This is a genomic window from Pseudoxanthomonas sp. SE1 (assembly GCF_029542205.1).
GTDB lineage: Bacteria > Pseudomonadota > Gammaproteobacteria > Xanthomonadales > Xanthomonadaceae > Pseudoxanthomonas_A.
The window spans coordinates 2,101,757-2,127,709 of the sequence record NZ_CP113783.1 but is presented as its reverse complement, the minus strand read 5'-3'; the positions used below and the strand labels follow the sequence as shown (position 1 = coordinate 2,127,709).

At 63.3% G+C, this 25,953-nt stretch carries 27 protein-coding genes and 2 pseudogenes; 15 read left to right on the top strand and 14 right to left on the bottom strand.

Annotation, left to right across the window (positions count from 1 at the left end; genetic code table 11):
- Nucleotides 1-92 precede the first annotated feature (92 nt).
- A pseudogene (locus OY559_RS10055) lies at nt 93-347 on the top strand (transposase); the annotation flags it as partial.
- 12 nt (nt 348-359) lie between these two features.
- On the opposite strand, the gene OY559_RS10050 reads toward OY559_RS10055, so the two are convergent.
- Nucleotides 360-1,505, bottom strand: coding sequence for an IS30 family transposase (locus OY559_RS10050; protein ID WP_277729946.1), 1,146 nt, complete (start codon nt 1,503-1,505; stop codon nt 360-362).
- Nucleotides 1,506-1,572: 67 nt separating this feature from the next.
- Between OY559_RS10050 and OY559_RS10045 the strand changes: the two are divergent.
- Nucleotides 1,573-2,466: pseudogene (locus tag OY559_RS10045) on the top strand (IS3 family transposase); the annotation flags it as partial.
- 63 nt (nt 2,467-2,529) lie between these two features.
- Here the strand turns inward: OY559_RS10045 and OY559_RS10040 are convergent.
- Nucleotides 2,530-2,937 (bottom strand): MerR family transcriptional regulator, encoded by a 408-nt coding sequence (locus tag OY559_RS10040; RefSeq protein WP_162407216.1) that lies wholly within the window; start codon nt 2,935-2,937, stop codon nt 2,530-2,532.
- 100 nt (nt 2,938-3,037) lie between these two features.
- Here OY559_RS10040 and OY559_RS10035 point away from each other — a divergent pair, with 100 nt between their 5' ends.
- Nucleotides 3,038-3,676: a cation efflux transmembrane domain-containing protein gene (locus OY559_RS10035; RefSeq protein ID WP_162407217.1), complete on the top strand. Its 639-nt coding sequence runs from the start codon at nt 3,038-3,040 to the stop codon at nt 3,674-3,676.
- Here OY559_RS10035 and OY559_RS10030 read toward each other — a convergent pair.
- The 11 genes from OY559_RS10030 to OY559_RS09980 form a co-directional block, all read right to left on the bottom strand.
- Complete coding sequence (locus OY559_RS10030) at nt 3,673-4,047, bottom strand: lipid-A-disaccharide synthase N-terminal domain-containing protein (protein WP_162407218.1); 375 nt, start codon at nt 4,045-4,047, stop codon at nt 3,673-3,675. The two genes, OY559_RS10035 and OY559_RS10030, sit on opposite strands and share 4 nt — an antisense overlap.
- Entirely contained in the window at nt 4,044-4,778 is a 735-nt protein-coding gene (locus OY559_RS10025; protein WP_277729974.1) for a glycosyltransferase family 2 protein, read from the bottom strand. Before OY559_RS10025 ends, OY559_RS10030 begins: the two co-directional genes overlap by 4 nt.
- Before the next feature lie 70 nt (nt 4,779-4,848).
- Nucleotides 4,849-6,552 (bottom strand): ArnT family glycosyltransferase, encoded by a 1,704-nt coding sequence (locus tag OY559_RS10020; protein WP_343228713.1) that lies wholly within the window; start codon nt 6,550-6,552, stop codon nt 4,849-4,851.
- Nucleotides 6,553-6,615: 63 nt separating this feature from the next.
- Nucleotides 6,616-7,362 carry a hypothetical protein gene (locus OY559_RS10015; protein ID WP_162407220.1) on the bottom strand — a complete coding sequence of 249 codons (747 nt, stop codon included), beginning with the start codon at nt 7,360-7,362 and terminating at the stop codon, nt 6,616-6,618.
- A gap of 22 nt (nt 7,363-7,384) precedes the next feature.
- Nucleotides 7,385-7,756: a diacylglycerol kinase gene (locus tag OY559_RS10010; protein WP_162407221.1), complete on the bottom strand. Its 372-nt coding sequence runs from the start codon at nt 7,754-7,756 to the stop codon at nt 7,385-7,387.
- Between the two features lie 111 nt (nt 7,757-7,867).
- The gene (locus OY559_RS10005; protein WP_246194443.1) at nt 7,868-9,487 is read right to left on the bottom strand and encodes a phosphoethanolamine transferase; all 1,620 of its coding nucleotides are present in this window, start codon (nt 9,485-9,487) and stop codon (nt 7,868-7,870) included.
- 91 nt (nt 9,488-9,578) lie between these two features.
- Complete coding sequence (locus OY559_RS10000) at nt 9,579-10,475, bottom strand: cation diffusion facilitator family transporter (protein ID WP_277726184.1); 897 nt, start codon at nt 10,473-10,475, stop codon at nt 9,579-9,581.
- 81 nt (nt 10,476-10,556) lie between these two features.
- Nucleotides 10,557-13,745 carry an efflux RND transporter permease subunit gene (locus tag OY559_RS09995; RefSeq protein WP_277729868.1) on the bottom strand — a complete coding sequence of 1,063 codons (3,189 nt, stop codon included), beginning with the start codon at nt 13,743-13,745 and terminating at the stop codon, nt 10,557-10,559.
- Between the two features lie 11 nt (nt 13,746-13,756).
- Nucleotides 13,757-14,794, bottom strand: a complete 1,038-nt coding sequence (locus OY559_RS09990) for an efflux RND transporter periplasmic adaptor subunit (RefSeq protein WP_277729867.1) — start codon at nt 14,792-14,794, stop codon at nt 13,757-13,759.
- Nucleotides 14,795-14,804: 10 nt separating this feature from the next.
- Entirely contained in the window at nt 14,805-16,073 is a 1,269-nt protein-coding gene (locus OY559_RS09985) for a TolC family protein (RefSeq protein WP_162407226.1), read from the bottom strand.
- A 54-nt stretch (nt 16,074-16,127) separates the two neighbouring features.
- Nucleotides 16,128-16,532 (bottom strand): hypothetical protein, encoded by a 405-nt coding sequence (locus OY559_RS09980; protein WP_277729866.1) that lies wholly within the window; start codon nt 16,530-16,532, stop codon nt 16,128-16,130.
- Nucleotides 16,533-16,683: 151 nt separating this feature from the next.
- Between OY559_RS09980 and OY559_RS09975 the strand changes: the two genes are divergently transcribed.
- Together OY559_RS09975 and OY559_RS09970 are read left to right on the top strand one after the other, a co-directional pair.
- Nucleotides 16,684-17,046, top strand: coding sequence for a hypothetical protein (locus OY559_RS09975; RefSeq protein ID WP_162407228.1), 363 nt, complete (start codon nt 16,684-16,686; stop codon nt 17,044-17,046).
- Between the two features lie 137 nt (nt 17,047-17,183).
- A complete protein-coding gene (locus OY559_RS09970; RefSeq protein WP_162407229.1) occupies nt 17,184-19,676 on the top strand; it encodes a heavy metal translocating P-type ATPase in 2,493 nt (830 codons plus the stop codon).
- Between the two features lie 105 nt (nt 19,677-19,781).
- On the opposite strand, the gene OY559_RS09965 is transcribed toward OY559_RS09970, so the two are convergent.
- The gene (locus OY559_RS09965; RefSeq protein WP_246194445.1) at nt 19,782-20,222 is read right to left on the bottom strand and encodes a DsbA family protein; all 441 of its coding nucleotides are present in this window, start codon (nt 20,220-20,222) and stop codon (nt 19,782-19,784) included.
- Between the two features lie 270 nt (nt 20,223-20,492).
- Here OY559_RS09965 and OY559_RS09960 point away from each other — a divergent pair, with 270 nt between their 5' ends.
- The 10 genes from OY559_RS09960 (at nt 20,493) to OY559_RS09915 (ending at nt 25,953) form a co-directional block, all read left to right on the top strand.
- Nucleotides 20,493-20,765 carry a BPSL0761 family protein gene (locus OY559_RS09960; protein WP_046935214.1) on the top strand — a complete coding sequence of 91 codons (273 nt, stop codon included), beginning with the start codon at nt 20,493-20,495 and terminating at the stop codon, nt 20,763-20,765.
- A 2-nt stretch (nt 20,766-20,767) separates the two neighbouring features.
- Nucleotides 20,768-21,529 (top strand): SseB family protein, encoded by a 762-nt coding sequence (locus tag OY559_RS09955; protein ID WP_056878762.1) that lies wholly within the window; start codon nt 20,768-20,770, stop codon nt 21,527-21,529.
- A gap of 500 nt (nt 21,530-22,029) precedes the next feature.
- Nucleotides 22,030-22,275, top strand: a complete 246-nt coding sequence (locus OY559_RS09950) for a hypothetical protein (RefSeq protein WP_277729865.1) — start codon at nt 22,030-22,032, stop codon at nt 22,273-22,275.
- The gene (locus tag OY559_RS09945) at nt 22,268-23,359 is read left to right on the top strand and encodes a replication initiation factor domain-containing protein (protein ID WP_277729864.1); all 1,092 of its coding nucleotides are present in this window, start codon (nt 22,268-22,270) and stop codon (nt 23,357-23,359) included. The genes OY559_RS09950 and OY559_RS09945 overlap by 8 nt, the downstream gene beginning before the upstream one ends.
- On the top strand, nt 23,356-23,643 hold the full coding sequence (locus tag OY559_RS09940; RefSeq protein WP_277729863.1) for a single-stranded DNA-binding protein: 288 nt from the start codon (nt 23,356-23,358) through the stop codon (nt 23,641-23,643). Before OY559_RS09945 ends, OY559_RS09940 begins: the two co-directional genes overlap by 4 nt.
- A gap of 3 nt (nt 23,644-23,646) precedes the next feature.
- Nucleotides 23,647-23,895, top strand: coding sequence for a hypothetical protein (locus OY559_RS09935; protein WP_277729862.1), 249 nt, complete (start codon nt 23,647-23,649; stop codon nt 23,893-23,895).
- A gap of 27 nt (nt 23,896-23,922) precedes the next feature.
- A complete protein-coding gene (locus tag OY559_RS09930) occupies nt 23,923-24,060 on the top strand; it encodes a capsid protein (protein WP_277729861.1) in 138 nt (45 codons plus the stop codon).
- A 48-nt stretch (nt 24,061-24,108) separates the two neighbouring features.
- Entirely contained in the window at nt 24,109-24,255 is a 147-nt protein-coding gene (locus tag OY559_RS09925; protein WP_277729860.1) for a capsid protein, read from the top strand.
- 70 nt (nt 24,256-24,325) lie between these two features.
- Nucleotides 24,326-25,627 carry a hypothetical protein gene (locus tag OY559_RS09920; RefSeq protein ID WP_277729859.1) on the top strand — a complete coding sequence of 434 codons (1,302 nt, stop codon included), beginning with the start codon at nt 24,326-24,328 and terminating at the stop codon, nt 25,625-25,627.
- Entirely contained in the window at nt 25,627-25,953 is a 327-nt protein-coding gene (locus OY559_RS09915) for a phage coat protein (protein WP_277729973.1), read from the top strand. The genes OY559_RS09920 and OY559_RS09915 overlap by 1 nt, the downstream gene beginning before the upstream one ends.

The following is a 25,953-nucleotide window of genomic DNA, read 5'->3' as shown; positions in this document are numbered from 1 at the left end:
GATATGGGATTGCTAACATAAGCGCAAACTGGACCGGCCAGCCTTTCGTAGACATCCGGTTGCCATAATTGATGGCAATGACCGAGGTGTTTATGAGCAACAGCAAGCAGTACACGGATGAGTTCCGGGCCGAAGCGGTGAAGCAGGTGATCGAGCGTGGCTTCACGGTGGTGGACGTCGCCTCCCGGATCGGGATTCCCAAGCACACGTTGTATGGCTGGGTGCAGGCGGCCAAGAAGACGATGCCGGCCGCTGGAGCCACGGTTGCGCCGAGCGACTCAGCCGAGATCCGCCGGCTCAAGGCCGAGCTACGGCGGGTGACCGAGGAGCGCGACATCCTAAAAAAAGCCGCGGTGAGTTCAACCCGTCGACGCAACGGCTTGGCTCAGCTTAGCGGCTGGCGTCTGGAAGCCCAAGGTCTTACGAGGTCTTTCGTTGAGACGTCTGGCGATCTTGTTCAAGAATGCCTGCGAATGGCGGGATAGATCCGTGCCGTCGGGGAAGTACTGCCGCAGAAGGCCATTGGTGTTTTCGTTCGAACCGCGCTGCCAAGGGCTTTGCGGATCGCAGAAGTAGACCTGCGTGTCGGTCGCCACGGTGAAGTTCTTGTGGCTGGCCATCTCACCGCCTCGATCCCACGTCAGCGATTTTCGCAGCGCGGTTGGCAGTGTTTTCACTTGCCGGCTCAGCGCCGAGACGACGCTGTTGGTGTCCTTACCCTTCACTTTCACCAGCATCACGAAGCGCGAGTGCCGTTCCACAAGCGTCGCGATGTGGGAATTGTTGCTGCCCGTGATCAGATCACCCTCCCAATGCCCTGGCACGGCGCGATCTTCGACCTCCGCCGGACGCTCCCGAATCGATACCGCGTCGATGATCCCGCCGCGAGGCATCGCGGTGGCCAGCTTTGAGTGGCGCATACGACGACGCGTGCGCAGGTGCGCCAGGAGTTCCTTCTTGAGCAGGCCGCGCGCCTGGATGAACAAGCTCCGGTAGATCGTTTCGTGCGACACCTGCAGTGCCTGGTTGAGCGGGAACCTCAGCTTAAGCCAGCCGGCGATCTGTTCCGGCGACCACTGCTGGCCCAGCTTGCAAGCCACCAACCAGCGCAGACGAGGGTTATCGGCCAACCGGCAAGACTGTGGCCTCCGGGCTGCCTCCCAAGCGGCCTCATCGGCATGTGCGGCCCGATATCGGTCACGGTCACCATGCCGTGCCACTTCCCGGCTAATCGTCGAGGTAGGCCGCCCTAGGCTGAGCGCAATCTGGCGAAACGACTGGCCAGAAGCTAGGCATCGAGATATCTCTTCGCGGTCCATTAAGCTCAGCGACCGGGCGGATCGGCGACGTTCCCTCGGCGCGATCCCGCCTTGCGCGGCCAGAACCCCGAAAATCGAACCCGGATTCTTGTCAAAGAAGCGGGCAATGTCGCTGAGCGACTGGCCGCCCTTCCATCGTCGCCATAGATCTCGCTTCTGGGCTCGAGACATGCCGGGCCGTCCCATCCTTGCCATATCGTTCGCTCCTATCAGTGCAACTGTTGATCATGTTGCATTGACGGGTTGAACTCACCGCCGCGTACTTTGCCAAGGGGTAAGGGCGAAGTACGCGTTCATGCGTGCGCACGCCCGGGAGTTCCGCTTGGTGGCGATGTGCCGGGTGCTTGGCGTGCAGCGCAGCGGCTACTACGCTTGGCTGCGCCATGGCGCCAGCGCTCGTGAGCGCGAAGATCAGCGCCTGCTGGGGCTGATCAAGCACCACTGGCTGACCAGCGGCACGGTGTATGGCTACCGCAAGATCACCCTGGACCTGCGCGAGGCCGGCGAGCGCTGCAGCCGGCACCGCGTCCTTAGGCTGATGAAGGCAGAAGGCCTGCGTGCCCAAGTCGGCTACGGCCGCAAGCCACGTCATCGCGGAGGTCCCGTGGGCGTGGTGACCAATGTGCTCAACCGGAACTTCGCGCCACCGGCGCCGAACACGGTCTGGGTGACGGACATCACCTACATCCGGACCTACGAGGGCTGGCTGTTCCTGGCAGCGGTGATGGACCTGTACTCGCGGCAGATCGTCGGCTGGGCGACGGCGCCGACGATGACCAGCGATCTGGTGCTGCAGGCGCTGGTGGCAGCGGCTTGGCGGCGCAAGCCGGGCCCAGGCGTGCTGGTGCATTCGGATCAGGGCTGTCAGTTCACCAGCAGCGATTGGCAGTCGTTCCTGAAAGCGCACCGGATGGTGCCGAGCATGAGCCGACGCGGGAACTGCCACGACAATGCCGTGGCCGAGAGCTTCTTCAGCGTGCTGAAGAAAGAGCGGATCAAGCGGCGGATCTACCCGACACGCGCGATGGCAGCATCGGACGTGTTCGACTACATCGAGATGTTCTACAACCCGATCCGCCGGCATGGTTCCGCTGGCGGACTGTCACCGGTAGAGTTTGAAAGGCGCTACGCGCAGAGCGGCGACTGAGTGTCTACAGAACTCTGGCCGGTCCAGTCCGCTTTTGGCCGATAGTAAAAAAACGCTACACAGTTACACCTCAAAACTTTGCGTTGGCTGACGTAGCGTCGAAAGAATCGTGCACTCGGCCCGCTGTCCCCCGTGGCAACTGATGATGACACGCTCAAGTTCATCGGCCATCCGGCGAAGATCTTCCTGGCGCGCACGAATATCGGTCAGATGTGTACGCGCCAGGCGATCGACGTCGTCGCAGGACAAACGCTCATCGCTGGCCAGTTGCAGGAGGCTGCGGATCTCTTCCAGACTGAAGCCCAGATCCCGCCCTCGCGCGATGAACCGCAGGCGCTCGATATCGGCGCTCGTATAAGCCCTATAACCACTGTCCGTGCGAGTGGGGTGGGGCAGCAGCCCGATCTTCTCGTAGTAGCGGATGGTTTCAAGGTGGCATCCGCTGGCTTCGGCAGCCTGACTGATCTTCATGGAAGGATCGCTTGACTCTGTAGTTACTACAGACTTTACGCTAGCCGGGCCCAAACTGTGATTTTCCGGTTGCAGGAGTGGCCCCTCAACGGAGCGCGTGATGTCTGAATGCTGTGGCTGCGGCAAGGTAGTCGATGTAGCGGGTATGCAAGCCAAGCAGCGCAAGGTGCTGGTGATCGTGCTGCTGATCAACCTGGCGACCTTCGTCATGATGGCCCTCGCCGCGTGGCACTCCCACTCTTCGTCCCTGTTGTCCGGAAGCCTGGACAACCTCGGGGATGCGCTGACCTATGCGGTGAGCCTGGCGGTGGTGGGCGCATCGGCACACCTGAAGGGCCGGGTGGCCCTGCTCAAAGGCTTCTTGATCCTAGGGGCCGCGATCGCGGTAGGCGTACAGATCGTCTGGCGCTTGGCCCATCCGGGTGTTCCGATCTTTGAGAGCATGGGGGTGGCTGCGTTGCTTAACTTGGCGGCCAATGCGGTCTGCCTGTGGTTGCTGAACCCCTATCGCGCCGGCGATATCAACATGGCCTCGGCGTGGGAGTGTTCGCGCAATGATATCTACGAGGGCGTCGCCGTCATCCTGGCCGCGGCGCTGGTGTGGGCCTTCGGCGCGGGGTGGCCCGACCTAGTGATTGCTGCAGCGTTGCTGGTTCTGTTCCTGCGCTCGGCGGTGCGCGTGTTGCGGGCTGCGTGGCGCGAAAGTCGACCAAGCGCGCAGCCCAGTGCCACGATCTAGCAGGAGTGATCGTCCTCGGAAGGGGACGAGGCGGGTTTGGCTACGGCGCTCGTACCAATGCTACGGTGATGGCGTATGTCCAGATACAGGCTATACGCGGCGGTGAAGGCCGGCAGCAGGTTCTGCACGACGCCCACGGCATCCTGCTTGGACGAGAACAGGAAGTAGCTCAAAGCCATCAGGCTGCCGCACAAACTCATGTACCAGAACAGGCGCGGGATCACCGGCCGGCCGGCGCGTTTGGACGCCACGAACTGGATCAGCCAGCGCACGCCGAAGAAGGCCGCACCGGTCAGGCCAATGAGCTTCCAGGGCGTTGTATGTAGGCCCGTCCAGCTCAACCATAGGATTTCCTGATCCATTACGTTCATGACTTGGAGCCAGCACTGAGCTCGCTGGTGGCGGTTACATGGCTGCGCTGGATCAGCCAGGCCACGCCCATCAGGTCGCGGATGCCCACCAGCGCACGGCCCAGGTTGGTGTACTTGGACTGGCCCGATCCCCGCGGTCGGTGGGAGACCGGCACACTGAGTGTCTTCCAGCCGGCGCGCTGCATCAGTGCCGGCAGGTAGCGGTGCATGTGATCGAAATAGGGTAGGTCCAAGAATGCAGCGCGGTCGAACAGCTTGATGCCACAGCCGGTATCGGGCGTGTCATCCCGCAACAGTGATTGCCGGATGCGATTGGCCCAGCGCGAGGCCCAGCGCTTGCTGGCCGTGTCCTTGCGCTCGGTGCGCCAGCCAGCGAACAGGCGTATCTGCGGCGAAGCCGCTTGGCGAGCGGTCAGTAGTTTCAGGATGTCGGCCGGATCGTTCTGGCCGTCGCCATCGAGCGTGGCGATCCAGGGCGAGAGCGCGTGCTTGACGCCATTGCGGATGGCGGTGCTTTGCCCACTGCGTTGATGGTGCAGCAACACCCGCAGTTCGGGCACCTCGGCTTTGAGCCAGACGAGTACCTCACGCGTGTCATCGTCGGAGCGATCGTCCACACAGATGATGTCGAAGGCGATCTTGCCGCGCAGGTGATGCACCACCTCCTGCACGAGCGGCCCGATGTTGCCGCGTTCGTTGAAGACGGGAATGACGACTGACAGACTGGGCATCCGGGGCAGGGACGGGCTTTGCATGGCGAAGGACTCAGCAGAAGGGCGTGCGGGAAAGGAGAAGGATGACTCAGTCTTCGCTGACATCGGCTGACCACGTGGCCGGGACTTCGCAGTCCAGAATCCAGGCCGTACCCGGTGCCAGAATCCAGGCGCGTCGATTGGAGGCGCCGATGTCGATGACCTGCATTGGATCCAGGCAAGGCCCAATGGCTTCCTTGCGCAGGAACAGCCAGCGTCGCGTCGGGTCCTGCAGCAGCCAGGTGTGCGCCTGCTGCCACTGCTCCACCCAGGGCTTCTTGAAACCGAACTCGGTAACCGGCCGGTCGGCCTGGAGCAGATGCTGTTCGCGCCAGCCGAGCATGGCCAGTTCCGCATCCAGATCGATGGTGGCCTCCACGCGTTGCATCAGCGCTTTGGCAGAACTGTCAGGACTGAGCGCCGGCATGAATCCCACGCCATAGGCGATCCACAGCGAGGCGGTGACCGCCACCAGCGCAAACACCACCCTCCGGCGTGCGGCGACCATCACGACCAGGCTCACGACGGTGAAGGCCAGCAGCCAGCCACTGACCTGCTTGACGGTGCTCATGTCCATGCCGCGTCCTTCGAGCAGGCCTTGCACGCGTTCGGGCGAGGCGGTCAGTAACCACAGGCCCAAGGCGCCCGTCAGGGTGATCACCACCGACAGGTACGACCACAGCACCGCGCGTACGCCACGCCGGCGCAGCAAGCCGGCCAACAACGGCGATGCGGCGAGCGCCAGGGCAGGCAGCATCGGGAAGATGTAGACCTCGCGCTTGCCCGGGCTGGCACTGAAGAAGACCAGCACCAGCAGCGCCCAACCGAGCAGTAGCGCGTAACGCGGGTCCACGCGACGCACACGCCGCCACCACGCCGGCAGCAACCACGGCGCGAGCAGCACGCCTGGCAGCCACAGCGTGAGCATGGTCTGTAGGTAGTACCAAGCGGGTTTTACGTGGTGCCAGGCATTGGCGTAGCGGGTGCCGGTCTGCTTGAACAGCATTTCCCGCGCGTAGGTGTGCAGGGCCGGATCCGATGAGGCCGCCACCGTGGCCAGCATCGGTACCAGCCACACACCCGCGCCCAGCACAAAACCCGCAATGCCGGCCAGCACATGCACCCCTCGGTGCGAGGGCAGGAGGTGGGGCGACTTCCACCGCACCCACAGCCAAGGCACGAACACCAACAACGGCAGAAAGCCCACGCCCTTGGTGACCGTGCCCAAGCCAGCGGCGAAGGTGCCCACCATCAGCAGCCAGGGGCTGGGCTTTTCAAGCAGGTAGCGCACCAGCGCCCATAGCGAGAGCGTGGTCATGCCCACCAGCACCATGTCGATCTGCGCGCGCTTGGCTTGCAGCACGAACTGCAGGCAGACGAACAGGCCCAACACGGTGTAGTCGGTCGTGCGCTTTCCCCACAGGCGCCGAGCAAGATCGCCGGTCAGCCACAGCGTCAGCAGCGCGGCCAGCAAGGACGGCAGCAGGAATGCCACATCCCAACTGCGCACCAGCACATAACTGGCCGCCTGCAGCCACATGAAGGTGGGCGGCTTCTCGGCGTAGAGCTCAATCCCGCGCTGCGGGAACAGCCATTGGCTGGTCTCCACCATGGTCTTGGCCGCCAGTACGAAGCGCGGCTCGTCTGCGGGCATCGGCTCGCGTAAGCCCAGGCCGGCCAGCAACGCCGCGATGACCAGCAGGATCAGCAGCCACGTCTGGCGAGGGGAGAGGTCGCTAAGGGAATGACGCATCGGCGTATCGCTCGTGCAAACAGAGGAAGAGAACGGGAAACCTTCGGTGCGGGATCGCGCGATCTAGAAGCGGCGTCGACGCTTTCGTCCGCCGTGCGGCGGCGGCCCGGACGGCCCTTTGCGCAAAGGCGGCGACGTCCCGTCCGGTGGGGACGGCCGGTTCTGATGGCGGGGAAAGGGATTGCCGAAGCTCTCGATCACCGGCGATGACAGGGCGCGTGCCTGCTCGATCGAAGCTCTGAATTTGGCCGCCGACACCCAGGCCGCGATCGCTGCCAGGGCCGACGTCACCCCCAACCACGGCGCGGCGCCCTGCATGCCCGTGCGGGTGGCGACAGCCGACTGCAGGACCGCGGTGATGGTGAACAGGGCGCCGTAGATCACGCTCAGCACAATGCCCGTGCGCCGCCGGCGCACGGGTATGGCCTGCAGGGGTCTGGCCATCAGCGCCGACGCGATGGCGAGCGCGTAGAACGGCGCCTCCAGGGCGGCGACCACGGTGCCGGCGGTGCCCACGGATCGATAGGCGATGAGCAAGCCGAGCAACATCACCGGCGCGGCCACCAGCAACTCACGCAGGCGTGGCCGCATCGCGGCCGCGAACTCGGACAGATACCGGCGATCGTCGCGCTTGAACGCCACCAGCAGATCCAGCGCGTGCAGGGTGACCACCACCCAGAACAGCGCGCCCGTCAGCACCACGGTGCTGCTGAGAATCACGGTGAGGCCATCGGGGTGGGGAATCGACATCGCCGACTTCAGTCCCCAGCCCAGGGCAATCACCAGTGCGGCTAACAGTACGTATGCCATATCACGCTCCAAAGGCGTCGCATCAGCTGGCCAAGATGGCCAGCCATGTCAGCGCCGCCATGGCCAAAGTCAGGAAGACGGCGGCCGAACCCATGTCCTTGGCGCGACCGGCCAGTTCGTGGTGTTCGGGGCCGTAGCGCTCGATCACTGCCTCGATGGCCGAGTTGAGAAGCTCCACGGGCAGTACCAGCAGGACGGAGATCGCCAGCAAGGCGCGCTCCACACCGTTCTCACCCAGCAGCAGTCCCAGCGGTGCCATCACAAGGGCGATTACCACTTCAAGTCGGAAGGAGGATTCATGCAGCCAAGCGGCGCGCAGTCCTTGAAAAGACCAGCACGTGGCCATCATCAAACGCTTGGGACCACGCGGCAGGTGGCCATACCCATCAGCCATGGGACGTTCCTCGAGAAAGAGTGAGTGCGCGCTTCGATCGCAATCTCGCGCAAAGCATCGGAAGGCCCGGCGATGTTCGCCGGGCAGAGGTGGGAGTACAGTCGGAAGGCCTCATGGCGAGGCTCCCGCCGTGGCCTGACATCCGAAGAACACATCCAGCGTCGGCTCGTAGGCCTCGGTCTTGACCTGCATCAATGCCAGGACGGAATGGAACAGGTTGTCGTGGCTGATCGGCTGGCTTGCCCGACTGCGCACGCACGCGGTGTTGACGCCCTTACCGCCGGCCATGCCCGGTGAAAGCCAGGCCACCATCGGCACCTTGATCTGGGTGTCCGGCGCAATGGAGTAGGGCAAGCCGTGCAGATAGACGTTGCCTTCGCCCAGCGACTCGCCGTGATCGGAGACATAGATCATCGCCGTGTCGTGCGTGGTGTCTTGCGAGAGCATCTGGATCGTCTTGGACAGGAAGTCATCCGTTTCCAGGATGGCGTTGTCGTAGGCGTTGACGATCTCTTGCCGCGTGCAGCTGCCCAGATCCGAGGAACGACAGTCAGGCCGAAACTGACGGAGTGCTTCCGGATAGCGTTTGAAGTACGCCGGCCCGTGATTGCCCAGTTGATGCAGAACCACCACCGTGTCGCCGGGGTTGTCATCGATCACATCGTGCAAACCTTGCAGCATCACCGCATCACGGCAGGCCTGGTCATCGCACAGCGAGCTCTCCGGCGGCTTGCGGTAGGACTCGAAGGACAAACCATCGCAGACGCCCTTGCAGCCGGTCTGGTTGTCCCGCCACAACGTCTTGACGCCGGCCCGCTCCAGCACGTGTAGCAGCGACTCGGAACCCACGATGTTCTCGCGGTCGTAGTTGCGCCGGCCAGCAAGGGAGAACATGCAGGGCACGGAGACTTCCGTGTTGGACCCGCACGCAGTGACGTCGCTGAAGTTGATGACGTTCAACTTCGACAGCTGAGGCGTGGTCTGCCGTTCGTAGCCGTTTAAGCCCCAGTTCTGGGCGCGCACGGTCTCGCCAACCACGACCACCAACAGGTGGGACTTGGTCGAGGGCGCGTGCGCCTGCTGCCGGGCATCGGCCGCCACGACCTGGCGCGGCAGCTTTGGGCTCCCGGCCTCTTGGCTGAGCACGCGCGTGATGGACGCCAGGTAGTTGCCCGGCGCGATCAGGTAGCGCAGCGCTTTGTCATTGCGCATCAGCGAGGACACGTCCTGGAAGGTGGCCATCACCCCCACGCACGTGAGTAACAACATCGCACCCAGGAACAGCATCCGGCGTAGCAGGGCCTGCTTGAGCGTGAAGCGCGGCAAGTGCACCAGCCACAAAGCGGCCGCCGGCAGCACGCCCATCAGCGAGACCGTGCCCACCATGTCCCAGGTCAACAGCTCACGGGCCTCTGCCACATCGGTCCGGATCACGTTGCGGACCATGCTCGGATCCAGATAGACCGCGTACGTGCTGGCGAAGTAAGCCGCCGAGGCGGTGGTCACCAGCAGGATCGCCAGAACAGGTCGGGCAATCCAGCGGTTGAGCACCAAGCCGAACAGCAACGCATGCAAGCCAACCAGGGCAGCGGTCACCCCGATGTAGAAACGCAGTTCTCTCGCCCCGCTTAGGACGTCTGACTCTTTGACACTGGCCCAGAAGGCGCCGTTTGCGGTGAACGCAAAGAAGACGGCAACCGTCAGGATGACCAGCTCCAGGCTCAGCGCCACCCGCCAACGCGGACGGTGTGCGCTTGTTGAACCTCGGAGCGATGTGTCTTGGAATCGGGCGAAAACCTTGCGGAAACTCGCTCGATTCCGGTCAGGCATGGCCCACCTCGCTTTTGCACGAAGTGCGTTCCACCTGCAAAGTCACGTCGTGGATATCGAACTGCTGCTCGATCACCCGGGTGAGCTCGACTTGGATCGTGTCCGGATCGGGCACTCCCGCCGCCAGTACGATGTGAGCCGTCAGCACGACCTGCCCAATCCCCAACGACCACACATGAAGATCATGGACCTCTTGCACGGCCGGCATCTCGATCAGCCGCTTGCGGATGGCCGCCACATCCATGCCTTCCGGCACACCCTGCATCAGGATATGGCCCGCCTGCTTGAGCAGGGTCCAGGTACGGGGTAGCACCCACAGGCCGATCAACACCGCAATGATCGGATCGACCAGCGTCCAACCCGTGACCTTGATGACGATCGCGCCAATGATGACGCCCACCGACCCGAGCATATCGCTCCAAACCTCCAGGTAGGCACCCTTCACATTCAAGCTGGTGCCGCTGCCAGCGCGTAGCAGGCGCATGGAGATCAGGTTGACGATCAAACCCAGCATGGCGATGACCAACATGCCCGTGGACGCAACTTCCGGCGGCTCACGAAAACGTCCCACCGCCTCCCACAGGATGTAGCCGGCGACCACGAACAACAGACCGCCGTTGATGATCGCGCCGATGGCTTCCATACGGGCATAGCCATAGGTGCGGCGAGCATCAGCCGGACGTCGACTCATACGCACCGCGATCAACGACACGGTGAGGGCGATGACATCGGTCATCATGTGCGCCGCATCGGATAGCAGCGCCAAACTATTTGTTACCAGACCGCCGATTATCTCGGCGATGAGGAACGTGGAAGTCAGGCCGAGCGCCCACCATAGGGGCTTCTCGTACCGGATCTCGGACGTTCCATGATCATGCCCTGTGCTCATGCGTGTTCTCCTGGGAACAGATGCAAAAGAGCGGCTAGGAACGGGGTAGGGCGGCGGTGCGTACACCGCCGCCGTGCCCTGTCACGATTTCATGTGCGCCGGGGTGCGATTGAAGCGGGTGTGCACCCATCGGTAGAACACCGGTAGTACCACCAGCGTCAGCAACGTGGAGGAGATGATTCCGCCAATGACCACGGTGGCCAGCGGACGCTGCACTTCCGAGCCCGCACCGACATTCAGGGCCATCGGCACGAAGCCAAGCGAGGCCACCAACGCCGTCATCAGGACCGGTCGCAGACGCGTGAGCGCACCTTCGCGGATGGCTTCGGCCATCGGCTGACCGCTCTCGCGGAGGCTTCGGATGAAGCTGATCATCACCAGGCCGTTGAGCACCGCCACACCTGAGAGCGCGATAAAGCCCACGCCCGCCGAGATCGACAGAGGAATCCCGCGCAGCGCCAACGCCAGCACGCCACCGGTCAAGGCCAGCGGAACACCGCTGAAGACGATGAGCGCGTCCTTGGCCGAACCAAAGGCCATGAATAGCAGGGCAAAGATCAGCACCAGGGTCACCGGCACCACGATGGACAGACGCTTACTGGCCGAGATCAGCTGCTCGAAGCTGCCGCCGTACTCGATCCAGTAGCCGGTAGGCACCGTCACCTGTTGATCGATGGTGGACTGCAGTTCGGAGACGAAGCTGCCCAGATCGCGGTCACGGACATTGGCGGTCACGATGATGCGCCGCTTGCCGTTCTCACGATTGATCTGGTTGGCTCCCTCGGAGATCTCCACGCGTGCCACCGAACTCAGCGGTACGACCTGCGCCTGAGCGGCGTTGGCCTGTGTACCCACCGACTCATCAGCCTGGTTGGCCGCGATGGCCGCCGTCAGCGAGATGGGCAATGCTGAGAGCGCAGTGGGATCCAGTCGCTGCTGTTCTGGCAAACGGACCACGATGTCGAAGCGTCGATCACCCTCAAACAGCTGGCCGGCGACTTCACCCCCGATGGCCGTGGCCACGTTGCGCTGCACGTCAGCCGGATTCAGGCCATAGCGTGCCAAGGCATCCCGATCGGGCAGCACCGAGAGCATGGGCAGGCCAGCAGCCTGTTCCAGGCGAACGTCAGCTGCACCGGGTACCTTGCGGGCGGCGGCCTCGATCTTCTGGCCCACTTCCAGCAACGTATCCAGGTCATCGCCGTACAGGTTGATCGCCACGTCCGCGCGCACGCCCGAAATCAGCTCGTTGGTACGCATTTGGATCGGCTGGGTGAACTCGTAGTTGTTGCCGGGGATCTTCTTCATCTCCGCCTCAACTTCCGCCACCAGGTCCGCCTTGAGCTTGCGCGGGTTGGGCCACTGATCACGCGGCTTGACCATCACGAAGGTGTCAGCCACCGACGGCGGCATCGGGTCGGAGGCGACCTCAGCCGTACCAATCTTCGACCACACTCGCTCCACTTCTGGGAACTGCAGCAAACGTTCTTCCACGATGCGTTGCATGCCCAAGGACTGGGTCATGCTGGTGCCGGGAATACGCATGGCCTGAAGCGCGAAGTCGCCCTCATCCAAGCTGGGAACAAACTCGCTACCCATGCGAGAGGCGAGCAGCCCACTGCCAACCAGCAGGGCGATCGCACCGATGGCCACCAGCTTGCCGCTACGCAGGCTCAGATCCAGCAAAGGTTCGTAGCGCCCACGGAACCAGCGCATCAGCCAGTTCTCTTTCTCTTCGACCTTGCCACCGAGCAACATCGCCACGGCAGCGGGCACGAAGGTCAGGGACAGGATCATCGCGCCCGTCAGCGCCAGCACCACGGTGATGGCCATCGGGTGGAACATCTTTCCTTCCACACCGGTCAGGGCAAAGATCGGCAGGTAGACGGCGGTGATGATGCCCAGACCGAACAAGCTCGGTCGGATCACTTCGGCCGATGCGCTGGAGGCCACTTCAAAACGCTCTTCCAGCGTCATCTCACGCCCGAGTTCATGCTGACGTTCGCCAAAGCGACGCAGGCAGTTCTCGATGATGATGACCGCGCCGTCGACGATCAGACCGAAGTCCAGTGCGCCCAGGCTCATCAGGTTGGCCGACACGCCACCGCGCTCCATACCGGTCAAGGTGAACAGCATCGACAGTGGAATCACCGCAGCCGTGATCAGAGCAGCTCGGAAGTTGCCTAGCAGCAGGAACAGGATGACGATGACCAGCAACGCGCCTTCGATCAGGTTCTTGGCGACCGTGGTAATCGTGCGATCCACCAGCGAGGTACGGTCGTACACCGGCGTGGCAGTAACGCCCTTGGGCAGACTCTTGGCCGCTTCCTGAAGCTTGGCGGCCGCGGCTTGGGAGACGTCACGGCTGTTGGAGCCCACGAGCATGACCACCGAGCCGAGCACGACCTCGTGGCCGTTCTGGGTTGCCGCACCAGTACGCAGTTCTTCACCGTCGGCCACATTGGCCAGATCACGAACCCGAATGGGCACACCGTCACGACGGGTGACGACGATCTTCTGAATGGCAGGAATGTCCGAGACCTGTGCCGGCACACGCACCAGGAACTGCTGGCCGTTACGTTCGATGTAGCCGGCGCCCACGTTCTGGTTGTTGGCCTGCAGGGCCGTCACTACATCTTCAAAGGTCAGGTCCAGCGAGCGCAGCTTGGCAGGATCAGGCGTGACGTGAACCTCACGCTTGAAGCCGCCCATGGTGTTGACTTCGGTCACACCCGGAACGTTGCGTAGTTGCGGACGAATCACCCAGTCTTGCAGCGTACGCAGATCGGTGGCGGTGTAGGGCGTGCCATCGGGTTTGCGGGCTTTGGGATCGGCATCGATGGTGTAGGAGAAGATCTCGCCCATACCGGTGGCAATCGGACCCAGGGTGGGTTCGATACCTTCGGGCATTTGCGCCTTCACTTGCGCCACGCGCTCGGAGACCTGCTGACGCGCAAAGTAAATGTCCGTCCCGTCCTTGAACACGACGGTGACCTGGGACAGCCCGTAGCGGGAGATCGAGCGGAAGTACTCCATCTTCGGCAGACCGGCCATGGCCGTCTCGATGGGGAACGTGACGCGTTGCTCGGCCTCCAGTGGCGAGTAACCGGCCGCTTCGGTGTTGATCTGAACCTGGACGTTGGTGATGTCGGGGGTGACATCGATAGGGATCTGACGGGCACTCCAGATGCCGATGGCGATCAAGGCCACCGTCAACGTCATGACCAGCCAGCGATGATTAATCGCGACTTTTATGATTTTTTCGAGCATGACGGTCTCCTTTAGTGCGCGTGTGTCGCGCCGGACTTTTCGATGTCCGCCTTGACCAGGTAGCTCTGGGTCACCACGATGTCCTCGCCGGCCTTCACGCCTTCCAGCACGGCCACTTGCGTGGAGTCACGATCACCCAGCTTCACCGGCCGCGCCGTGTAGGTATCGCCGTCACGCACAAACACCACGTCCTTGCCGTCCATGCTCTGGATGGCCGACTGCGGAATCACGACGCCCGCATCGCTGGTGGACATCGTGATTTGCGCCTTGACCGCGGTGCCTGGACGCCAGAAGCCATCCTCGTTGGGCAGTGCGGCACGGGCGACCAGGCTCTGGCTCGCCGTTGACGTGCTGGGCAGCACGCGTTCGATGGTCGTCGTAGCGCTGACGTTGTCGTACAGGCGACTGACCGTGACGGCCACGCCCGGACGCAGGTACTGCGCATCGGCCCCGAACACATGCAGGTCGACCCACACCTTGGACAGATCGCCGATCTCAAACAGCGGCTGGCCTTCGGCGGCTACGCCACCGACACTTCCTTGTCGACTGAGGACGACGCCGCTGATCGGTGCGGTGATGGTGTAGGTGGTGAGGCTCAGATTGCTGTGCACCACGGCCAGCGCCTGGCCTTGACGCACGGTATCGCCCACATTGGCGCGCAGGGTACGCACCACGCCGGGGTAGCGCGCAGTGACCTGGGCCACGCCGCCTTCCATCGGCGTCAGCACGCCTTGGACTTCCAGTTCGTTCTTGATGGCACCCTCACTGACTTTGGCCACTTTCACGCCACTCTTGTCAGCTTCTTCCTGCGGGATCGTGGTCTTCTCGGCACCTTCTTCTTCATGACCGCCGGCTTCCTCACCGTGGCCAGCTTCCCCTTCCTCGTGCCCGGCTTCGCCTTCGGCGCCGTGATCGTCACCCTCAGCGCTGGCCTCTTTGGCAGGCGCCGTTTTCTCTTCCGTGGCGTCCTTGGAACCACCGCAAGCGGCCAGCATCAGGACAGCGCCCAGCAGCAACGTCGGAGCTGCAATCTTTGCAACGTTCTTCATGTGGAAATCCTTATGGAGTGGTGGTGCCGCTGGCGACGATCGGCTGCCCGGTCAGGCGCTGGATCTCGATCAGGGCAGCTTGTGCATCGACGGCCACTTGCAGCTGGCGCACGCTGGCTTCCACGCGTTGCGCCTGCAGCTGCGACCACTCCAGATAGCTGATCGCACCGGCTTTCCACGCGTACTCGGCGGCCTTCTCAGCCTTCTCCAAGCGCGGGATCACGTCGGTACGCAGGCGACCGACTTCCAACCGTGCCGTGGAGTAATTGCCGTAGGCGTTGGTGAGCGCGGAGTACAGATCGATACGCAGGGACTCGCGTTCGATCGGCGTCATGGCCAGTTCGGCTTCAGCCGCCCGGATGCCCGGTGCGGCACGGCGTGCCGACCCCAGCGGAATGCTGATGCCGGCCATGAACCCCACATCACTCGTAGATCGGTTGTAGCGTCCACCGGCCTGCCACTGCAGATCAGGCGTAGCTTGCGTACGAGCCAGACGTAGCTGGGCCTCACGCACACGCTCCACGCCCGCCAACTCAGCAAGCTCGGGCGTGTTCTGCAGGTAGTCACTCAGTGCATTGAAGCTCTGCAGTTCCGGCAGCACCAAAGGATTGCCCGCGGCCACGGTGAAGCTGGGCGTGCGCTCATTCCACAGGGCCGCCAGGTTCTGGCGCGTGGCCGCTTCATCGGCAATGGCACGATCCCGATCCAGCTCGGCCGTGGCCAAGGCCGCCTGTGCGGTGAGCACGACGGACTCAGGTGACGCACCTGCGGTCAGGCGGGTACGTGCTGCATCGACAGCGCGCCTACGTTGAACAATGTCCAACTCGGCGATGCTCTTGCGCTTGGTCGCCGCGGTGACCGCCAGATAACGCTGCGCCGTCTCGGCCAGCAGGTCCAGCCTTGCCATCTCACGCTGCGGCGCCAACGTATCAATGTTAGCCAGCGCCAGGGCTTGCCGGGCGTTGAGCTTGCCGCCGCGCTCGATCACCCCAGCCAGGGTGACCGTGAGCTCGGCCTCGCTGAAACCGCGATAGTTGCCGGTGCCGAGCGTGTTTTCGATGGTTGCGCCGAGGGTCATCGGGGGCTTGAGGGCCGCCGATGCCAAGTTGGCATCCAGGACCTGACGACGTCCGTCGAAGATGCGCAGGTCAGGGTGTGTCGTGGCAACGCGCGCAATGGCGTCGTCCAACGAAAGGGTAGAAGAGGGCGCCGTCCCCGTCTGCGCGTACGCAACGGGCACGACCAAAAAGGCAGCGCACGCTGCCAGTCGCAACCACATGAGGTATCTCCGATTAGGCGAAAGAACGATGCACCGGCAAGCCGGCGTGCAGCGTTAGGCCGTAATCGGGGGACGGGTTAGGGACAGCGGCTGCAGGGAATCCAGCGGCTGGATCTCGTGCACAGGCGCGATCGCCTGAGGAGCGAGCGGATCGACCACAAGGGCGGGCGAGGGAATAGCCACCGGGTGGCCGCACGCATGGGCGCCATGGACCAGCGCGTGCAGCAGATCGCCGGCCGAACCCTCGTCCTGATCGCCGGCATCCTGATCAACCACCGCGCTGGTGGCGTCATCGCTGACATCGCAGTGCTCCGGATCGGCATGATCGGCCACGGCCTGGGCCGACTCGTGGATATCGCCCACGGCCGCCAGCACCGGATTGGCCACCACCGCGAACAACAGCAGTGCCAGCGCCGGCAGGCGCAGGAATCGGCTGAGTTGGCGTAGGGCACGCGTCATGGTGCGCGCATGGTAGTCAGTCCCTTGCGCGTTAGACAATCACGCAATTCAGGAAACTGTCATCGCGCTGCAGCGTTAGGGTGTAACAGCGCTTGGCGTGCGCGACCGGGTTGGGTATCGTCGGGCCATTCGTGCAGCCCGGGACCTCCGCGTGCGCCTTCTGACCGCCCATCCCCGATCCTGGCTCGCCTTGGGCGCGCTGTGGCTGGTCGTGGCGGCGGTGCTGGCCCATCCGGTCCTGACCCAGCTCGGGCAGCTGCATGGTCTGGAGCACAGCGTACCGCACCTGCGCGCAGCCGCGCATGCGCACGATGCCAAGGGCGAGGTGCCCGATGAGCACGCCAAGGGGGCGCACAGCCTGTTCCATCACTCGGACGTGTGCGCACACGCGGTGATCCTGCCGGACTTCCCGGCCCCTGGGCCGCTCATCCCCGGCCAGGCCTATACGCCCATCGCCGCGGTCTTGGCGCTGGCCCAGCGCTCTACGCATCCCTTACGCCCACCCATCGCGTGATCGCGCCGGCGCACGCCGCCTTGGCGTAGCCGCTGCTTCGGGATCGCGTGCGCCGGTCGCAACGACCGTGCTGTCGCGTGGCACTCACTTGCGCTGTGGACACTCAGGTTCATCTGCGCAGCACTGACGAGATCGATATGGATACCTCCCTTGGCAAGTTGCGCCTGGACATTCCCGTTGTGCTTCCCCACGTGCGAGATGCCGCCGATGCGTGCATCGAGCGCCTGCAGAGCGAACTGCTCGCACGCCCCGGTGTGGATCGCGTCCACATTCGACCTGCCGAAGGGGAGGGGCTGGGCCAGCTATGCGTGCACTTCGATCCGCAGGTGATGTCGCTGGCCCGCATTCGCGAGCTGACACAGGCCGCGGGCGCACGCGTCACCGAAAGCTTCGGTCACCTCACCTGGACGGTCACCGGCATCGGACATGAGCGACGCGCCCGCACTGTGGCCGAACAGATGAGCTCGGTGTTCGGCGTGCTGGAAGCCCGCGCCAGCTCGGCCGGCACGGTGTACCTGGAGTTCGAGCGCGAGAAGATCGACGAGAGCGGGTTGGAGGCCTCTCTCAAGCGCATGGGCGTTACACGCGTGGTGACGGGCAAGCCGTCCCAGCACGAGGATCATGCCGGTCATGCGCATGACGGCAAACAAGGGGAGCACGGAGAGGAGAAGCACGACCACGACCACACCGGCGGCCTGCTCGGCCCCAACACCGAGCTGATCTTCGCCCTGACCTGTGGTGCGTTGCTGCTGGTGGGCTTTCTGATCGAGAAGTTCGCCGCTTCATTGCCGGGGTGGTTGCCCACAGCCTGCTATATCGGTGCGTATGTCTTTGGCGGCGCCTACACGCTGCGCGAGGCCTACGACAACCTCAAGCTCAAGCGCTTTGAAATCGACACCTTGATGCTGGTCGCCGCCGCCGGCGCCGCCGCGCTGGGCTCCTGGGCCGAAGGTGCGTTGCTGCTATTCCTTTTCAGCTTGGGTCATGCGCTGGAGCACTACGCGATGGGACGCGCCAAGCGCGCCATCGAGGCGCTGGCCGAGCTCGCGCCGGATACGGCGATCGTCATCCGCGGCGAGTCCACCACCGAGATTCCGGTCGGCGACCTCCAGCTCGGTGATCGGGTACTGGTGCGTCCCAACGAGCGCCTGCCGGCCGATGGATTCCTGCTGAAGGGCAACTCTAGCATCAACCAGGCACCGGTGACCGGCGAGTCCATCCCGGTGGACAAGCGGCCGGTGGAAGATGCCGCGCTGGCACGAAGCAGGCCCGACAGCGTCGATGCGGCCAGTCGGGTCTTCGCAGGCACCATCAATGGGGCCGGTGCGATCGAAGTGGAAGTGACCAAGCGCGCCGAGGACTCCGCGCTGGCGCGGGTGGTGAAGATGGTGAGCGAGGCCGAGACACGCAAGTCGGCCACCCAGCGCTTCACCGATCGCTTCGAGCGGATCTTCGTACCTGCGGTACTGGCGCTGGCGTTCCTGCTGCTGTTTGCCTGGGTGGTGGTGGATGAGCCGTTCCGCGACAGCTTCTATCGCGCCATGGCCGTGCTGGTGGCCGCCAGTCCGTGCGCGTTGGCCATCGCCACCCCGAGCGCGGTCCTGTCCGGTATCGCCCGCGCGGCGCGTGGGGGCGTGCTGATCAAGGGCGGCGCGCCGCTGGAGGATCTGGGTTCGTTGAAGGCGATGGCCTTCGACAAGACCGGCACCCTGACCGAAGGGCGCCCGCGCATCACCGATGTGGTGGCGGTTGACGGGGCGTCGGAGACCGAGCTGCTGCAGGTAGCGGTCGCGGTGGAGTCGCTGAGCGATCATCCGTTGGCCGCCGCGATCGCGCGTGATGGTCGCAGCCGATTGGATAGAGGCAAGTTGCCAACGGCCTCGGACTTGGAAAACCTGATCGGCCGCGGCGTCAAAGCCCGTCTGGGCGATCAGCCGGTATGGATCGGCAAGGCCGAGATGTTCGGCGCGGACGGGGTTCCCGCCCTGGGTGCCGCCGCGGCAGCGGCCATCGCCGCGTTGCGCGAGCAGGGCAGGACGACCATGGTCGTGCGGTTGGGCGATCGGGAGCTCGGCGCGATCGGCTTGATGGACACGCCACGCGAGGCGGCCAAGCAGGCGCTGATGCGCCTGAAGGCCATGGGCATCGAGCGCATGATCATGATCTCCGGCGATCACCAGAAGGTGGCCCAGGCCGTGGCCAAGGAGGTCGGCCTGGACGAGGCGTGGGGCGACCTGATGCCCGAAGACAAGGTCGAGGCGATCCGCAAGCTGCGCGATCAGGACAAGGTCGCCATGGTTGGCGACGGCGTCAACGATGCGCCTGCGATGGCCAATGCCACCGTCGGCATCGCCATGGGCGCGGCCGGCTCGGACGTGGCCCTGGAAACGGCCGATGTGGCATTGATGGCCGATGACCTGAAGCACCTGCCATTCGCCGTGGGTTTAAGTCGTCACACGCGCGGCATCATCCGGCAGAACGTCTTCGTCAGCCTCGGCATCGTCGCCTTCCTGGTGCCGGCCACAATTTTCGGGCTCGGCATCGGTCCGGCGGTGGCCGTGCACGAAGGCTCCACACTCTTGGTGGTCTTCAACGCACTGCGTCTGTTGGCCTATAAGGACAGGTCCTAGCGCCACAGCCTCAAGCTGATGACATCACGGTCGCGGCGGTGCCACATCGTGATCCTTCGCCGCGTCGTCATGGCCTGCCGAGTACCTCGGCAGGCCGCGCCAAGATCAGGGCTTCTTTCGGGTGCGCTGGAGCTCGGCTGCCACGAGCGCGCTCAATTGCTGAGGACCCAGTTCGGATAGCAGCTTGCCGTTGACGAAGAACGTTGGCGTGCCACGAATGTCGGCCGCTTCCACAGCGGCCACATCGCGTTTGATCAGGGTCTCGACCGCCCCGGTCGCCAGATAACGCTGTGCACGCGCACGGTCCAAACCGACGGCGACAGCAAACTCCCATACCTTTTTCGGATCCGGCGCGCCATGGCTGGCCCACACAGGCTGGTTTCTCATCAAGGTCTCCAGCACCGGCTCGAACTTCTTCTGTTCCCGGGCCGCTTCCAGCACACCAATGGCTTCCTTGGAGACCTGTCCATGGAAGGGCACATAGCGGATCACCAGACGCACGTCCTTAGGATGGGCGGCCAGCAGTTGCTTCACGTGGGGATACATCGCACGGCAGGAGTCGCAGAACTCCACGATCGTGCCTGGCGCAGTCACCGGCCCCATGGGCGGTGCGCCGGCAGGCCAGTAGAAAGAGCGCGCGGAATCAATCAAGGATACCGGCCGCACCCCGGCTTTACATAAGCGACGTTATGCGAAGTAAGTTATTGATTATATTAGTTTAAGTTGGAATTCGCAAGATCCGTAACTGCGCCGTGCGCTGGCTGGCCACAGACGCGATAAGCTAAGCATTCCTTAGTTTTAGTCATTCTTGATGCCATGACGATGCCATCTGAGCGCACCCGCAATGTGCTGCAGGCAGGCGCGTTCCTCAGGCAGCTAGCCGCCAGCCAAGCCGTGCCCAAAGAGGTGCGGCAAGAGGCATACCGACTGCTGCGGCACTATCCAACGGTCAGCGACATTGAGGCGATTGCTGAGCACGAAGAGCGGCTGCGAGCGCTGACCCAGTCGGCCTTCGTACGACCCTACTTGAGCACCGAGATCGAGGCGGACTGGTTCTCCGGATACCCGCTTGGCCCTCATCGCATCTGACCATGAAGCAACCGAGCAGGCCGCGTGGAAGAGGGACTACGTCTGCGGAGGCAGCGCTGGAGGCTTCCTTTGAACGGGCCCGCGACAGCGCAGCCGAGGAACGCGCATTCTTCAAGCGACTGATGGATGCGATCGTGTACGTGCATGCGCCCGTCTCGGACGACGCGCGGACACTGCGGCTAGTCCAGTTCCGCCATCCTGACGGTTTCGACGCGATCCCTTTCTTTACCTCGCTCGACAAGGCGCAGGCGGCCAGCTCGGCTGCTGTCAGAATTCTGGGAGTTTCAGGCCGTGAGCTGCTAACCGGTACTCGCGGCGCGACGTTGATGCTCAATCCCAACGACGGCGGCGTTGTCCTGTACCCGGAAGAGGTTGCGACATTGTTGGATACGGGCTTTCTGGCCAGGGTAGAACGGCTGTCGCCGGCTGAGTTCGCGGTAAGACCTGCCCCGGCGGCACCGGCTTGGCTCGCTCCGGCCATCAGCGCCAGCCTTGAGCACGCCGACTTCGTCTCGTCGGCTTATCTCCTGGAAACTCACTCGTCAGGAGGCGTCGAACAGCCTCCCGGTCTGTTGATCTGGCTGGTGGTCGACCTGGCTTTCGCCGAGCGGGCCGCTCGTCTGGTGACCACCGCCATACAGCCCTTATGCTCAAATTTGGACGTCATCATCGACTTGGCGGTCCACGACGTATCGCAGCCTTTGCCGGCGGGCCTGGATGATCCCCAGATCCTGCCCATATTCACGAGAATCAAGTCAACTTGAGCGCAGCTCATCGGCCTATGAGCCCTGAAGACAAGCTACTAGCACTCCTTCCGGAATTGACCGAGGAAGAGAAAGATCGGCGAACGCGCAAGGGTATGGCCGACGTCGACGCTGGACGTACGATCCCGCACGAGGAACTGCTGCAATGGATCAGGCGACGGTCGGAGCCTTCTTGAGTGTTTTCGTTGGGTCAGGAGCGTGGAAACTCTTGAATCCAATATTCAAGAAGGGCACGCGTGCCTGAGCAGTACTCCAGGAATGCCTGTGTCACACGGTTTCTGGTTCGATCAAGCCTAGTTCTGTAATCCACGAACTGCCTGACGTCGAGGGGTGTTTCCTCGTTGAATCATGGTGTTAGAGCCGATTCGGCTGTTTTTCTCACGAATCCCTGCCGACCCTCTTCATTGCCTGCGCTGCCGGCGTGATCACGTTGGTGGCTTACGGCGCACTCGCCTGCTGGTCAATCATCGCGGACTACCACTACACCCAGCGCCGCGCGCATGCCGCGTTCGTTCGCGAAGTGGTGCGCCAGCATCAGCGTGCACGCGAAGCCCGCGAGGCCACAGAACGTGCGTGACGGCTACTTCATCGAAGAGGTTGGCGGACTCGGCATGGTGGCCGCATACGGCACCGATGAGCCAGGCGCCGTATCCAACTGCCGTTGGTACAACTTCCTTACCCGTGGCCGTCGCGTGTTCCGCGTCGTGCTGCGCGTCGCCGATCACGTGGCGGTGATCCATGGCTGACGGGACCGGGACGGGACTCCCCGCGTCTAACAGGGGAGTCAGTGAATTCAGGAAGTCCGCGCGGCCTATCTCGGTCGGAATCGACTGGCTTGCCGCCTCTGTCGATCTGAGCGCGGTGCTTGATGAGCAGGGCTACGAAGGCAACCGAGGCGACTTGTGCGCCGATCTGGCAGGGGAGGGCGTGCAGGCCCGGGCCGTTGCCGAGATGGTGGCGTGTCACTTCTTCGCCGGGTGCGGCATCCGCGTCGCTGACGTGGCAGGGAAGGGCAGGTTCTACAAGCAGCGCGTGAGCCTGCGCGATGCTGACGACAACCATGTCGGCCTGATCGAAATGGGTGGGCCTCACACGATCCGGCAAGACGGCATCTACACCGCACGCATTGAGCTAACCGGTGACGGCTGCCGACTGTACGTAGGCGCGGCGGGCTCCGGCCATGCGAAGCGGTGGCTGGAGCTTCGAGCAAAGCTCGAAAGCTGCGCCGGAAGATTGACCCGTGTGGACGTTGCTGCCGACGACCTCGACGGGGAGTTCCCGCTCACCTGGGCGATGCAGATTTGGGAAGCGGGCGAGTTCGACAACCGGGGCCAGCGTCCCAAAGCACGCCACATCAACGACTTCGGCAGTGGCGACGGCCAGACCTTCTACGTGGGATCGGTGTCCAGTGAAAAGCAGATGCGCGTGTATGAGAAGGGCAAAGAACAGGGCGACCCAGAAAGCCCGTGGGTCCGCTACGAGGCTCAGTTTAGCGCTAGCCGGCGTAAGGAATTGCCCCTCGACATGCTGCGCGATCCTGCGGGCTATTTGCTCGGAGCGTACCCCGTTCTCCGATTCATCAACGCGCTCGCGTCGCGCATTGATGTGACCGATGCCGCAATGGCTGCGACGTGGAAGAGCGCACGCCGTCACCTGCGTCGCCAGTACGGCGCAACGCTGACCTTCATCTGCAAGAACACACCCAGCGACGAAGCATTGGCGCGGGTTATCCGAACACTCACGTCGCCAAAGCTGCCGGCGTGGGCGAGTAAGCAAGCAGCTGAATCATGGCCCGAGATAGTGGCCATCAACGCAGGAGCAGAGCAATGAGCGGAATCAAGGTGACGGTACTGGAAGAAACGCCCATCGAGCGCAGCGGAACGTTCGACGGTCGCGATGGCGAGCAGATCAGCTACACCACGCGCAAGCAGAAGGCCAAGCTGGAAGCCGGTGGCTTCGCGTATCCGCTGGATGTGCGGCTTGAAGAGGGCCAGAAGGCGTATCCCAAGGGCGATTACACCCTCGACCTCGAAGCGATGATCACTGTCAACAAAGGCGTGATCAACCTGAGCAAGTTCACCGCGCTCAAATCGCTCGCCTCGGCGAAGGTCTGACGCATGGCCCTGTGCGTAGCCCTTGCCTCGGACGGGACGCTGGTTCCCACGGGCCAGCCTGTCGCCGAGTGCACGGGCTACGTGCTGATCAGCGGTACCGAACACGCCGTTTACGGCCTCATCAATCAGGTATTCGCCACACCCACCCCCGAGCAAGCCGCCGGGTGGTTCGTGGGTTCAGCGGGTGCCGTCATGTTCTGGTTCGTCGTCGCGCACATCGCCGGCCGCGTCGCGAACTTCTTCAACCAATAGTCGGCGAAACAACTCAGGAGTAATGCAATGGATTTCTCGGGCATCTTGACCGGCCTGTCCGGTGCCACCGCCACCGAAGCCATGATCGGCGCCGCTGCGATCATCGCCCTGGTCGGCTTCGCCGGCTGGGCATCGAAGAAGGTCGCGAACTTCTTCAGCCGTTGATGTACGTGGGGGCGGTGCACCGCCCCCTTTCTATTTCCGGGGTGAGCCATGAACTTCGATTCGATCATCAGCACGATCAACGCGCTTGGGCCTGCTGCCGCGATTCTCGGCGCTGCCGCGCTGGTCGTGCTGGGTAGCTTCGTGCAATGGCTCGCTCCCAAGGTTGCACGATTCTTCGTGATGCGGGGGCGGTGATGATCCTGTGCCTGTTCTGTGGCTTTCTCGGCATGACCTGCGGCTTTGCTGCCGTCAAGGGGCTGGCGAAATGATGCGTCGCATCGTCGCGTGCTGCTGCATTCTTGCGCTCGCTGTGATCGTGATGGCGGACGTTCGTGCCCAGGACTATTCACAGTGCAATGTGCCTACAGCGACCAACGCACTGTGTCCTGATCGCGGCGCTGCCGTAGCGGCTGCCAAGGCGTCCGCGCAGCACTATTGCAGTCAACTTTCAAACTGCAACGGGCTTGATGACACCATCGAGACGTTCAACGGTTCGGACACGTGGAGCTATCGCACACGCTACCGATACGGTGAAGCGAACAACGGGTCCTTCGGTGTCTACAAGCGCACAATGATCAGCTGTCCAGCTGGGCACACGTGGAACGCTGCAACGATGACGTGCGACTCGGGCTGTAATTCCAAGCCGCCCATGACGAACGTGCGTTTTCAGGTCGCCGGCGGGATTGCCGGTTCTGCGTGTTCTGGTGGGTGTGAGTACATCGTCGATCTGCAATCCGGTAGTGGTCCCGCAGGCCTGACGACTATCGGCGGCGTTCAGTTCTACCGTGCCCCTTCGATGGTGCCCAGCGGTTCAACCTGCACGAATGGCAACCAGCCAATCACAAATGACAGTGAAGCGTGTGCCACGCAGGGGAATCTCACCCAATGCGTTAAGCCGGATGGTCAGCATTGCGCCACCGCGTCCAGTGGCAAGCAGTTCTGCTGGCAACCGGGCGAGAACGGCATCAAGGCGTCCGGCAATGATGCCGCCACCAAGTCTCCTGACGGCACGACACCCAAGCCGCCGCCACTGCCACCAAACAACGGTGGTGAATGGACACAGACGGGCCAAAGCACCGTCACCACGACGATCAACGACACCACGCAGACGAGTAACGTCACGGGATGGCAGTCCAGCTACGGGTCGCAAGGGCAGGGTGCTAACGGCAATGGTGCAAGCGGGGAGGGCAACAGCGGCAGTGGTTCCGGCTCTGGCCTCGGCAACGGCAATGGCAACGGTGATGACGAAGGCGACGATGACGGCCCCGGTAGCCCAGGTGCGGGCGTGGATGATCTGTACACGCCCACTGACAAAACCATTGCCAGCGTGTTCGCTGCCTTCAAGGCGCGCGTGGGTGAGTCGCCCCTCGTTGACGCTATCGATGGCTTCTTCACCGTCAACGCCAGCGGTGGGTGCGCCACATGGACAGTTCCCGCGTCCGAGTATTGGGACTCGATGACGTGGGATAAGCACTGCTCGGGCGACATGCTCAGCAGCTTGCAGGCCATCGGTTTCGTGCTGATGGCGATTGCTGCCTTCCTCGCAGCCATATGGGCGCTGTCGTGATGCTCCTGCGCGCGGGGTGGCTGCAGGATCTGACCAACTGGCTACGCGGGCTGGTACAGAAGCTGTGGGAGGCCATCGAGCAGTTCTTTACCGACCTGATCATTCTCGCCATTGAAAAGCTGCTTGATCTGGTCGCTACGGCCTTTGAATCGCTGCCCGTTCCGGAGTTCATCGCACAGAACAGCATCGGCTCTCTGCTGGCCAGTGCCGGGCCGACCGTGGGCTGGATCGTTCAGACCTTCAAGATTTCCGAGTGCATGGCCTTCTTCTCCGCGGCTGCCGTGTTCCGTATCAGCCGCAAGATTCTCACGCTAGGGAAGTGGTGA

Excerpts from the sequence above, each read along its gene's own strand:
- OY559_RS10050 (WP_277729946.1), bottom strand. The coding sequence starts at position 1,505 with ATGGGACGGCCCGGCATGTCTCGAGCCCAGAAGCGAGATCTATGGCGA.
- OY559_RS10040 (WP_162407216.1), bottom strand. The coding sequence starts at position 2,937 with ATGAAGATCAGTCAGGCTGCCGAAGCCAGCGGATGCCACCTTGAAACC.
- OY559_RS10035 (WP_162407217.1), top strand. The coding sequence starts at position 3,038 with ATGTCTGAATGCTGTGGCTGCGGCAAGGTAGTCGATGTAGCGGGTATG.
- OY559_RS10030 (WP_162407218.1), bottom strand. The coding sequence starts at position 4,047 with ATGAACGTAATGGATCAGGAAATCCTATGGTTGAGCTGGACGGGCCTA.
- OY559_RS10025 (WP_277729974.1), bottom strand. The coding sequence starts at position 4,778 with ATGCCCAGTCTGTCAGTCGTCATTCCCGTCTTCAACGAACGCGGCAAC.
- OY559_RS10020 (WP_343228713.1), bottom strand. The coding sequence starts at position 6,552 with ATGCGTCATTCCCTTAGCGACCTCTCCCCTCGCCAGACGTGGCTGCTG.
- OY559_RS10015 (WP_162407220.1), bottom strand. The coding sequence starts at position 7,362 with ATGGCATACGTACTGTTAGCCGCACTGGTGATTGCCCTGGGCTGGGGA.
- OY559_RS10010 (WP_162407221.1), bottom strand. The coding sequence starts at position 7,756 with ATGGCTGATGGGTATGGCCACCTGCCGCGTGGTCCCAAGCGTTTGATG.
- OY559_RS10000 (WP_277726184.1), bottom strand. The coding sequence starts at position 10,475 with ATGAGCACAGGGCATGATCATGGAACGTCCGAGATCCGGTACGAGAAG.
- OY559_RS09995 (WP_277729868.1), bottom strand. The coding sequence starts at position 13,745 with ATGCTCGAAAAAATCATAAAAGTCGCGATTAATCATCGCTGGCTGGTC.
- OY559_RS09990 (WP_277729867.1), bottom strand. The coding sequence starts at position 14,794 with ATGAAGAACGTTGCAAAGATTGCAGCTCCGACGTTGCTGCTGGGCGCT.
- OY559_RS09985 (WP_162407226.1), bottom strand. The coding sequence starts at position 16,073 with ATGTGGTTGCGACTGGCAGCGTGCGCTGCCTTTTTGGTCGTGCCCGTT.
- OY559_RS09980 (WP_277729866.1), bottom strand. The coding sequence starts at position 16,532 with ATGACGCGTGCCCTACGCCAACTCAGCCGATTCCTGCGCCTGCCGGCG.
- OY559_RS09970 (WP_162407229.1), top strand. The coding sequence starts at position 17,184 with ATGGATACCTCCCTTGGCAAGTTGCGCCTGGACATTCCCGTTGTGCTT.
- OY559_RS09965 (WP_246194445.1), bottom strand. The coding sequence starts at position 20,222 with ATGTATCCCCACGTGAAGCAACTGCTGGCCGCCCATCCTAAGGACGTG.
- OY559_RS09960 (WP_046935214.1), top strand. The coding sequence starts at position 20,493 with ATGACGATGCCATCTGAGCGCACCCGCAATGTGCTGCAGGCAGGCGCG.
- OY559_RS09955 (WP_056878762.1), top strand. The coding sequence starts at position 20,768 with ATGAAGCAACCGAGCAGGCCGCGTGGAAGAGGGACTACGTCTGCGGAG.
- OY559_RS09950 (WP_277729865.1), top strand. The coding sequence starts at position 22,030 with ATGCCGCGTTCGTTCGCGAAGTGGTGCGCCAGCATCAGCGTGCACGCG.
- OY559_RS09945 (WP_277729864.1), top strand. The coding sequence starts at position 22,268 with ATGGCTGACGGGACCGGGACGGGACTCCCCGCGTCTAACAGGGGAGTC.
- OY559_RS09940 (WP_277729863.1), top strand. The coding sequence starts at position 23,356 with ATGAGCGGAATCAAGGTGACGGTACTGGAAGAAACGCCCATCGAGCGC.
- OY559_RS09935 (WP_277729862.1), top strand. The coding sequence starts at position 23,647 with ATGGCCCTGTGCGTAGCCCTTGCCTCGGACGGGACGCTGGTTCCCACG.
- OY559_RS09930 (WP_277729861.1), top strand. The coding sequence starts at position 23,923 with ATGGATTTCTCGGGCATCTTGACCGGCCTGTCCGGTGCCACCGCCACC.
- OY559_RS09925 (WP_277729860.1), top strand. The coding sequence starts at position 24,109 with ATGAACTTCGATTCGATCATCAGCACGATCAACGCGCTTGGGCCTGCT.
- OY559_RS09920 (WP_277729859.1), top strand. The coding sequence starts at position 24,326 with ATGATGCGTCGCATCGTCGCGTGCTGCTGCATTCTTGCGCTCGCTGTG.
- OY559_RS09915 (WP_277729973.1), top strand. The coding sequence starts at position 25,627 with ATGCTCCTGCGCGCGGGGTGGCTGCAGGATCTGACCAACTGGCTACGC.